Below are 10,192 nucleotides of genomic sequence, written 5' to 3' on the forward strand. Positions count from 1 at the left end.
CCACCATGGCTTCCATCGATATCGCCAGTATCCGGAAATCCTACGGCGCCCATCCGGTGTTGCACGACGTCGACCTGAAAATCCGCGACGGCGAATTTGTCGTGCTCGTCGGCCCCTCCGGTTGCGGCAAGTCCACGCTGCTCAGGATGATCGCCGGGCTTGAAAGCGTCACCGCCGGCGAGATCCGCATCGCCGGCAAACGGGTCAACGAGCTCGCGCCGAAGGATCGCGACATCGCCATGGTGTTCCAGTCCTATGCGCTCTACCCGCACATGTCGGTCGAGAAGAACATGAGCTACAGCCTCAGGCTCCGAAAGACCGCCCGCGAAAGGATTGCGGGGGTCGTTGCGGGCGCCGCCGCGAAGCTCGGGCTCGAGCCGCTGATGGAGCGGCGGCCGCGGGCGCTTTCGGGCGGCCAGCGCCAGCGGGTGGCCATGGGGCGCGCCATCGTACGCCAGCCGAAGGCCTTCCTCTTCGACGAGCCGCTTTCGAATCTCGATGCGCGGCTGCGCGAGCAGATGCGTGCCGAAATCAAGAAGCTGCACAAGGACCTTGGCGCCACTTCGATCTATGTGACGCATGACCAGATCGAGGCGATGACGCTCGCCGACCGCATCGTCGCGATGAATTCCGGCATCGTCCAGCAGGTCGGAACCCCGCTCGCACTCTACGATCGCCCCGCCAATCTCTTCGTCGCCGGTTTCATGGGGTCGCCCGGCATGAATTTCTTCGAGGGTACCTGCCACGCCAGCGAGACGCCGCGTTTCGAGACGGTCGACAATGTCGCCATTCCGCTTGGAGCGCCGGCACCGGTCGCGGAAGGCGCCAGCGTCACGCTCGGCATCCGACCGGAGCATGTCGTTCTTGCCGGGCACGGACCGGATGCGCTCTTTGCCCAGGTCGACCTCGTCGAGCCGACCGGCTTCGGTATCATCCTGCATCTATCGCTCGGCCCATCGAGCTTCAAGGCTTTCACCAGCGACCGCTCCTTCCTCACGGCGTCCGGAACGATTCCGGTGCGCTTCCCGGCGCTGGGCCTGCACTTCTTCGATCGCGAAGGACGGCGTGTCTGACCCGCGCCGCCACCCTCCAACAGCGCCGCCCTTCCGGTCGGACGCGCAGAGGCAGCCGTCGCTGAGGTCGACGTGAGGATACATGCGGTCGCTCAAAGTGACGATTGACTTATTCGGGAGGAAGACTAGCTTTTCTTCTATCGCCAGTATCGACCGCCCGGCGCAACGTTTCCGAGAGACTATCGCACGGCCAAAGCCATGAATTGACCGCACTCTTCCTTGGCCCGGCGCCCTGCGAAATGAGGACTCATGATGCGACATCCGATTGCTGCCCTGTCTGTTTCGGTACTCCTGCTCTGCCCGGCCGCCGCCCTTGCGCAAGAGGGCGATGCCGAGGCCGGCGCCACCGTCTTCAAGAAATGCGCGGCTTGCCACGTCGTGGACAAGGACCAGAACAGGGTCGGGCCTTCGCTTCAGCACATCATCGGCAGGACCGCAGGGACGCATGCGAATTTCCGTTACTCGCCGGCCATGGTGAAGGCGGGTGAAGAGGGTCTCGTCTGGGATGATGCGACGTTGCACGAATATCTTCGCGATCCCAAGGCCATGATCAAGGGAACCAAGATGGTGTTCCCCGGTCTCAAGGAAGAGGAAGACGTGAACAACGTGATCGCCTATCTGAAGCAACATTCCGAGTAGGACAACCCCCGGGAGGAGGGAGCACACTTCTAACGGGCGATTTGCCAGTATTTTCCGTTCGTGCAATAATTCCGATCGGAACGCTGCGGATTAAGTATTCGTCTCACGGCCGATCGTGGCGGGGAGGGACAGGAAATGGCCGTGGTAGTAATTCTGGTACTCTTGGCCCTCGGGTCGGTCTTGTTCCATGTGCTGAGTCCTTGGTGGTGGACACCAATCGCCTCTAACTGGAATTACATCGACAATACCATCATCATAACCTTCTGGATCACCGGAATCGCCTTCGTCGCCGTCGTGCTATTCATGGCGTACTGCGTGTTTCGCTTTCGCCACCGGCCCGGCAACACCGCGGACTACGAGCCGGAAAACCGGAGGTTGGAAAGCTGGCTCGCAACGGGCACGACGCTCGGCGTCGCGGCGATGCTGGCGCCGGGCCTGTTCGTCTGGAACCAGTTCGTCACCGTGCCGGAAGGGGCGGCCGAAGTGGAAGTGGTTGGGCAGCAATGGCTTTGGAACTTCCGCCTGCCAGGGGCCGATGGAAAGCTCGGCACGACGGACGCACGCGACGTGACGCCGGAAAACCCGCTCGGTCTCAATCGGAATGACGCCGCAAGCCTCGACGACGTCATCGTCGAAGCCGGCGAGTTGCATCTGCCCATCGGCAAGCCGGTCAAGGTCCTGCTCCGGTCCGTCGACGTGCTGCATGATTTCTACGTTCCGGAGTTCCGCGCCAAGATGGACATGGTCCCGGGTATGATCACCTATTTCTGGTTCACCCCGACGCGGACCGGCACATTCGAGGTCCTCTGCGCCGAGCTCTGCGGCGTTGGTCATCCGCAGATGCGCGGCACCGTCGTCGTCGACACGGAGGACGACTATCAGGCCTGGCTTGCCGAGCAGCAGACCTTTTCGCAATTGACGGCATCGTCCGATGGGGACCCGACGGCAACGGCTGTTGCCGCGGCAGCGGCGCAATCGGAGGCGCCGTGAGGTAACAATTGGGAGGAGATAAGATGGTCGACGTCCGGTCCGGTATTGGCGAGGCGCTGCCGCCTCCCGAAGTCGAGGATGTTGAGCTTTACCATCCGCACAGCTGGTGGACGCGCTACGTGTTCAGCCAGGATGCGAAGATCATCGCCATCCAATATGCGACCACCGCGATCGCCATCGGGATGGTGGCGCTGGTGCTCTCCTGGCTGATGCGCCTGCAGCTCGGTTTTCCCGACACATTCCAGTTGGTGGATGCGGAGGCCTATTATCAGTTCATCACCATGCACGGCATGATCATGGTGATCTATCTGTTGACCGCCCTCTTCCTCGGCGGCTTCGGCAATTATCTCATTCCGCTGATGGTCGGCGCGCGCGACATGGTGTTCCCTTACGCCAACATGCTGAGCTACTGGATCTATCTGCTCGCCGTGCTCGTCCTCGTCGCGAGCTTTTTCGCGCCCGGCGGGCCGACCGGCGCCGGCTGGACGCTGTATCCGCCGCAGGCAGTGCTTTCCGGCACACCGGGCGGCAGGGACTGGGGCATCATCCTGATGCTCTCCTCGCTGATCATCTTCATCATCGGCTTCACCATGGGCGGCCTCAACTATGTCGTGACCGTACTTCAGGGGCGCGCACGCGGCATGACGCTGATGCGGATGCCGCTCACCGTCTGGGGCATCTTCACGGCGACGGTGATGGCGCTCCTCGCCTTCCCTGCCCTTTTCGTCGCCTGCGTCATGATGCTCTTCGACCGCCTGCTCGGCACCAGCTTCTTCATGCCGGCGATCGTCGAAATGGGCGAACAGTTGCAATATGGCGGCGGCAGCCCAATCCTGTTCCAGCACCTCTTCTGGTTTTTCGGCCATCCCGAGGTCTATATCGTCGCCCTGCCGGCCTTCGGCATCGTTTCCGATCTCATCAGCACGCACGCGCGCAAGAACATCTTCGGCTACCGCATGATGGTCTGGGCGATCGTCATCATCGGCGGCCTCTCCTTCGTCGTCTGGGCGCATCACATGTATGTCAGCGGGATGAACCCCTATTTCGGCTTCTTCTTCGCCACCACAACGCTGATCATCGCGGTGCCGACCGCGATTAAGGTCTACAACTGGGTGCTGACGCTTTGGCGCGGCAATATTCACCTGACCCTGCCGATGCTGTTTGCACTCGCGTTCATCGTCACCTTCGTCAATGGCGGGCTGACCGGCCTATTCCTTGGCAACGTGGTCGTCGACGTTCCGCTCTCGGACACGATGTTCGTCGTCGCGCATTTCCACATGGTCATGGGGGTGGCGCCGATCCTCGTCATTTTCGGCGCTATCTACCATTGGTACCCGAAGATGACCGGGCGCATGCTCGATGAGACGCTCGGTCAGATCCACTTCTGGATCACCTTCATCGGCGCCTATGGAATTTTCTTCCCGATGCATTATCTGGGTCTCATCGGCGTGCCGCGGCGCTATCATGAGCTTGGCGAGACCGCTTTCGTGCCGGACTCCGTTCATAATCTCAATGCCTTCATCAGCATCATGGCGCTGATCGTCGGCGCTGCGCAGATCGTCTTCCTTTTCAACCTCGTCTGGAGCCTGCGCCACGGCCGGGAGGCGGGTGGCAATCCCTGGCGGGCGACGACGCTCGAATGGCAGACACCCGAGACGCCGCCGTCCCACGGCAACTGGGGCAAGGAACTGCCGGTTGTGTATCGCTGGGCCTATGACTACAGCGTCCCCGGCGCGCCGGAGGATTTCATCCCGCAGAACCATCCGGCCCCCGGCCGCGTCAGCCATGAGGCCGTTTCATGAGCATCATGCTGATATTCCTGACGGCAATCGCCGCTATCGTCGTCTGGTGGCTCGCCCAGCAGCGATTGGCGTCGAAACCCTGGCTCGAGGTCGGGCACGCTCACGACCCTCGCCGCGCTGCCCCCCTGCCGGCGGCCAAGGTCGGATTGGGCGTCTTCCTCGCCGTCGTCGGTTCCTTATTTGCCCTCTCCTTCAGCGCCTATTTCATGCGCATGGCCTCGTCCGACTGGGGTGCACTGCCGCTGCCGGGCTTCCTCTGGGTCAATACTGCAATCCTGGCGCTCGCCAGCGTCGCCTTGCACTGGACGAAGCTCAGGGCGGAGAGCCGGCATGGCGAGAAGGCACGAACCGGACTGCTCGTCGCGTTGGCGGCGGGACTTGCCTTTCTCGTCGGTCAGCTCTTCGCCTGGCGGGCACTGTCCAATGCCGGCTATCTCCTTGCCGGTAACCCCGCCAACAGCTTCTTCTATATGCTGACCGGCCTGCACGGCTTGCATATTCTTGGCGGGCTCGCCGCGCTCGGGCGCGTCACAATGCATGCCTCGGATGCCGGATTTGACCGCAGGACGCGGCTCTCGATCGAGCTCTGCGCCATCTACTGGCATTTCATGCTGGCGGTCTGGCTGGTTCTTTTCGCCCTGCTCTCCGGCTGGGCGACCGAGGTCGTCGTATTCTGCCGACAATTGCTGACCTAGGAGCCGCACAAATGTCCGCCCCGTTGAAGCCTCCCGCAGCAGAAACGTACCAACACCCGGCCGGTCTGGCGGGCTTCGCCGCCGATTGGGCGTCGGATCAGCGCGCGTTCAAGAACGTCTCCTGGGGAAAGGCCATGATGTGGATCTTTCTCCTGAGCGACACCTTCATCTTCGGTTGTTTCTTGCTCGCCTACATGGCAGCGCGGATGTCGACCACCGTTTCCTGGCCGAATCCGAGCGAGGTTTTCGCTCTCGAGATCGCTGGAACTCACATGCCGCTGATCCTGATCGCCATCATGACCTTCGTGCTGATCTCCTCGAGCGGCACCATGGCGATGGCGGTCAATTACGGCTATCGCCGCGACCGGCGCAAGACCGCGGCGCTGATGCTGGTCACCGCCCTCTTCGGCGCCACCTTCGTGGGCATGCAAGCCTTCGAGTGGTCGAAGCTGATCGCCGAGGGCGTGCGGCCCTGGGGCAATCCATGGGGCGCCGCACAATTCGGCTCGTCCTTCTTCATGATCACCGGCTTTCACGGCACCCACGTCACTTTCGGTGTGATCTTTCTGCTGATCGTCGCCCGCAAGGTTTGGCGTGGCGACTTCGACACGGAACGGCGCGGCTTCTTTACGAGCCGCAAGGGCCGTTACGAGATCGTCGAAATCACCGGCCTTTACTGGCACTTCGTCGATCTCGTCTGGGTCTTCATCTTCGCGTTCTTCTATCTGTGGTGAGGAGAGCTATCATGGCCCACGCAGAGGCACATGCGGAACAACAACAGCACCCGATCAAACTCTACCTCCTCGTCTGGGGTCTGCTGTTCGTCCTCAGCGCCTTCTCCTACCTGGTCGACTATTTCGGCCTGCAGGGATTTCTACGCTGGTCGCTGATCCTGATTTTCATGATGCTGAAGGCCGGGCTCATCGTCGCTGTATTCATGCATATGGCGTGGGAGCGCCTCGCCCTCATGTATGCGATCCTTCTTCCACCACTGCTGGTGCTCGTCTTCGTGACGCTGATGGTGTCGGAATCGAACTACATCCTCTTCACCCGCCTCGCCTTCTTCGGTCCCGGGCCTTAGCGCATCGGCCCGAAAATCGTACCCGATTTTCGGAAAGCTCGATGCGCAGATTCAAAGCGTTACAGCGACCTTTACGCGTCTGAAAAGACGCGCGGCGCTGTAGAGGGATCTCGATCCCGACACGACAAGCTACCGAAACGACGTCCGAACGCCGAACGCAAAAACGCCCCTTGACGGGGCGTTGTTTAGTTTGGTTGCGGGGGCAGGATTTGAACCTGCGGCCTTCAGGTTATGAGCCTGACGAGCTACCGGGCTGCTCCACCCCGCGTTATGCTTGTCCGGGTTTTCTTGCCCGGTTGTTTGTCTGTTTGCCCGTCCTCGGCCGTTCGGCCTGCGGGCGTTCGGGGCTGCTCCACCCCGCGTTATGGTTCGAATGGTTTGTTTCGCCGTTTTGTCGGCGTGTGAGAGAAGATGTTTTTTGTTTTCGCCGCTGCCTTGTCCTTCACGGCTTTGCCGTGAAGGGGAGCGGCGTTTTTGTTGCGCTTTGCAGACCTGGCAGCGACCTACTCTCCCGCGTCTTGAGACGAAGTACCATCGGCGCTGGGGCGTTTCACGGCCGTGTTCGGAATGGGAACGGGTGCAGCCACCCCGCCAGAACCACCAGGTCGGCAAAGCGCAAGCTTTTGCGCCCTAAGGGCGCAAATTGATTTCGAGAAGCTGGTGAAGCGATTGCTTCGTTTTTTTTGAACACGTCTTCGACGGCGCTTGGGGCACTCATCGGAGCTTTAGCTCCGCAAGGCCAAAGGCCGTCGCGCCTTTTGGCGCGCCCTCCCGGAGGCATCCGCGACAGCGGATCGCCGTGAGGGCTAAAAGCTCATCTTCGATGAGCATGAGCAATGGGAACGATCAAGCCGATCGAACGATTAGTACCGGTAAGCTTCATGCGTTGCCGCACTTCCACACCCGGCCTATCAACGTGGTCGTCTTCCACGGTTCTCGAGGGAATACTCGTTTTCAGGTGGGTTTCCCGCTTAGATGCCTTCAGCGGTTATCCCTTCCATATATAGCTACCCTGCTATGCCCTTGGCAGGACAACAGGTCCACCAGAGATATGTCCATCCCGGTCCTCTCGTACTAGGGACAGATCCTGTCAATATTCCTACACCCACGGCAGATAGGGACCGAACTGTCTCACGACGTTCTGAACCCAGCTCACGTACCGCTTTAATTGGCGAACAGCCAAACCCTTGGGACCTGCTCCAGCCCCAGGATGCGATGAGCCGACATCGAGGTGCCAAACAACCCCGTCGATATGGACTCTTGGGGGTCATCAGCCTGTTATCCCCGGCGTACCTTTTATCCGTTGAGCGATGGCCCTTCCACGCGGGACCACCGGATCACTATGACCGACTTTCGTCTCTGCTCGACTTGTCAGTCTCGCAGTCAGGCGGGCTTATGCCATTGCACTCGACGAGCGATTTCCGACCGCTCTGAGCCCACCATCGCGCGCCTCCGTTACTCTTTCGGAGGCGACCGCCCCAGTCAAACTACCCACCATACACTGTCCCGGATCCGGATGACGGACCGCGGTTAGACATCCATGACGATAAGGGTGGTATTTCAAGGATGGCTCCACGAGAACTGGCGTCCCCGCTTCAAAGCCTACCACCTATCCTACACATGCCGACACGAATGCCAGTGTAAAGCTATAGTAAAGGTGCACGGGGTCTTTCCGTCTGACCGCAGGAACCCCGCATCTTCACGGGGAATTCAATTTCACTGAGTCTATGTTGGAGACAGCGGGGAAGTCGTTACGCCATTCGTGCAGGTCGGAACTTACCCGACAAGGAATTTCGCTACCTTAGGACCGTTATAGTTACGGCCGCCGTTTACTGGGGCTTCGATTCAGAGCTTGCACCCCTCCTCTTAACCTTCCAGCACCGGGCAGGCGTCAGACCCTATACGTCGTCTTGCGACTTCGCAGAGCCCTGTGTTTTTGATAAACAGTCGCTACCCCCTGGTCTGTGCCACCCCATCATGGTTGCCCATAATGGGGTCACGCTTCTTCCGAAGTTACGCGTGCAATTTGCCGAGTTCCTTCAACATAGTTCTCTCAAGCGCCTTGGTATACTCTACCTGACCACCTGTGTCGGTTTCGGGTACGGTCTATACGGTGGAGCTATTTCCTGGAACCGCGTCCAAGCCCGGACAATCCAATAAGTCCGGACAAGTCAAGCGATCCGTCACTACCACCAGGCCCACGAATATTAACGTGGTTCCCATCGACTACGCGTGTCCGCCTCGTCTTAGGGGCCGGCTAACCCTGCTCAGATTAACTTTAAGCAGGAACCCTTGGTCTTTCGGCGAGAGGGTCTCTCACCCTCTTTATCGTTACTCATGTCAACATTCGCACTTCCGATACCTCCAGGACCCCTCACGGGTATCCCTTCACGGGCTTACGGAACGCTCCGCTACCACACGTCTTGCGACGTATCCTCAGCTTCGGTGCATGGCTTCAGCCCCGTTACATTTTCGGCGCAAAGACCCTTGTTTAGACCAGTGAGCTGTTACGCTTTCTTTAAATGATGGCTGCTTCTAAGCCAACATCCTGGTTGTTTTGGGATCCTCACATCCTTTCCCACTTAGCCATGACTTGGGGACCTTAGCTGGAGGTCAGGGTTGTTGCCCTCTTCACGACGGACGTTAGCACCCGCCGTGTGTCTGCCGACTAGTACTCCCCGGTATTCGGAGTTTGGTTAGGATCAGTAAGACGGTGAGTCCCCATAGCCCATCCAGTGCTCTACCCCCGGGGGTATTCGGTCGACGCTCTACCTAAATAGATTTCGCGGAGAACCAGCTATTTCCGAGTTTGATTGGCCTTTCACCCCTAGCCACAAGTCATCCCAATCTATTGCAACAGATGCGGGTTCGGTCCTCCAGTTGGTGTTACCCAACCTTCAACCTGCTCATGGCTAGATCACTCGGTTTCGGGTCTAATGCGACATACTAAGGCGCCCTGTTCAGACTCGCTTTCGCTACGCCTCCACCTACCGGCTTAAGCTTGCATGTCACACTAAGTCGTTGACCCATTATACAAAAGGTACGCCGTCACCCTTGCGGGCTCCGACTGTTTGTAGGCATCCGGTTTCAGGTTCTATTTCACTCCCCTTGTCGGGGTGCTTTTCACCTTTCCCTCACGGTACTTGTTCGCTATCGGTCATGCACGAGTACTTAGGCTTGGAGAGTGGTCTCCCCATGTTCAGACAGGATTTCACGTGTCCCGCCTTACTCAAGGACAATGCGTGTTCTACGTGTACGGGGCTGTCACCCGCTACGGCCGACCTTTCCAGATCATTCCACTTCATTCCGCATTGCCACTGGCCTGGTCCGCGTTCGCTCGCCACTACTTGCGGAGTCTCGGTTGATGTCCTTTCCTGCAGGTACTTAGATGTTTCAGTTCCCTGCGTTCGCTTCTTATCCCTATGTATTCAGAATAAGATACCTTGTAACAATACTTGGAAACTTAAGCCGTGCTCGCGCACGGCTTAAATTTTCCAAGTATTTAAGGTGGGTTGCCCCATTCGGAGATCCATGGATCAAAGCTCATTCGCAGCTCCCCACGGCTTATCGCAGCGTATCACGTCCTTCATCGCCTGTGCATGCCAAGGCATCCACCAAATGCCCTTTTGACACTTGATCGTTCTCATTGCCAATGCTCATCCTTATTTGGATTTGGCTAAGCTTATCCCATTCACTTGCGCTCATGGGGCAGCCAAACCTGACTATCCGGACACACTCAGTATGCCGCACCGCCAGCCCAAAAGCCCGGTTACCTTTTACAACCAGGCCAGTCAGATGCCATCGACGTGTTCGATTTGGTCGCGTTATTGGAACCACGCCGAGCGGTTCGCTTGCGCCAAATCTTAAGACCAGCTTCTCGAGATGAATCCGGTGATGCGCGGTCAGGCAACA

Annotated in this window: 7 protein-coding genes, 1 tRNA gene and 2 rRNA genes; 7 read left to right on the forward strand and 3 right to left on the reverse strand. The window is 59.1% G+C overall.

Annotated features, from left to right (window positions below):
* Positions 1-5 precede the first annotated feature (5 nt).
* From EKH55_RS12385 to EKH55_RS12415, 7 genes are all read left to right on the forward strand, one after another.
* The gene (locus EKH55_RS12385) at positions 6-1,073 is read left to right on the forward strand and encodes an ABC transporter ATP-binding protein (protein WP_069458193.1); all 1,068 of its coding nucleotides are present in this window, start codon (positions 6-8) and stop codon (positions 1,071-1,073) included.
* A gap of 252 nt (positions 1,074-1,325) precedes the next feature.
* Positions 1,326-1,712, forward strand: coding sequence for a c-type cytochrome (locus EKH55_RS12390; protein WP_069458220.1), 387 nt, complete (start codon positions 1,326-1,328; stop codon positions 1,710-1,712).
* 135 nt (positions 1,713-1,847) lie between these two features.
* Positions 1,848-2,702, forward strand: a complete 855-nt coding sequence (locus tag EKH55_RS12395) for a cytochrome c oxidase subunit II (RefSeq protein WP_069458194.1) — start codon at positions 1,848-1,850, stop codon at positions 2,700-2,702.
* A gap of 23 nt (positions 2,703-2,725) precedes the next feature.
* Positions 2,726-4,504 (forward strand): cytochrome c oxidase subunit I, encoded by a 1,779-nt coding sequence (ctaD, locus tag EKH55_RS12400; protein ID WP_069458195.1) that lies wholly within the window; start codon positions 2,726-2,728, stop codon positions 4,502-4,504.
* The gene (locus EKH55_RS12405; RefSeq protein WP_069458196.1) at positions 4,501-5,199 is read left to right on the forward strand and encodes a cytochrome c oxidase subunit 3; all 699 of its coding nucleotides are present in this window, start codon (positions 4,501-4,503) and stop codon (positions 5,197-5,199) included. The genes ctaD and EKH55_RS12405 overlap by 4 nt, the downstream gene beginning before the upstream one ends.
* A gap of 11 nt (positions 5,200-5,210) precedes the next feature.
* Positions 5,211-5,933 carry a heme-copper oxidase subunit III family protein gene (locus tag EKH55_RS12410; RefSeq protein ID WP_069458197.1) on the forward strand — a complete coding sequence of 241 codons (723 nt, stop codon included), beginning with the start codon at positions 5,211-5,213 and terminating at the stop codon, positions 5,931-5,933.
* An 11-nt stretch (positions 5,934-5,944) separates the two neighbouring features.
* Positions 5,945-6,280 carry a cytochrome C oxidase subunit IV family protein gene (locus tag EKH55_RS12415; protein ID WP_069458198.1) on the forward strand — a complete coding sequence of 112 codons (336 nt, stop codon included), beginning with the start codon at positions 5,945-5,947 and terminating at the stop codon, positions 6,278-6,280.
* A gap of 191 nt (positions 6,281-6,471) precedes the next feature.
* Here the strand turns inward: EKH55_RS12415 and EKH55_RS12420 are convergent.
* From EKH55_RS12420 to EKH55_RS12430, 3 genes are all read right to left on the reverse strand, one after another.
* Positions 6,472-6,548 (reverse strand) — tRNA-Met (locus EKH55_RS12420).
* A 222-nt stretch (positions 6,549-6,770) separates the two neighbouring features.
* Positions 6,771-6,885, reverse strand: a 5S ribosomal RNA gene (gene rrf / locus EKH55_RS12425).
* A gap of 237 nt (positions 6,886-7,122) precedes the next feature.
* A 23S ribosomal RNA gene (locus tag EKH55_RS12430) occupies positions 7,123-9,919 on the reverse strand.
* Positions 9,920-10,192 lie beyond the last annotated feature (273 nt).

The organism is Sinorhizobium alkalisoli (genome assembly GCF_008932245.1).
Classification (GTDB): domain Bacteria; phylum Pseudomonadota; class Alphaproteobacteria; order Rhizobiales; family Rhizobiaceae; genus Sinorhizobium; species Sinorhizobium alkalisoli.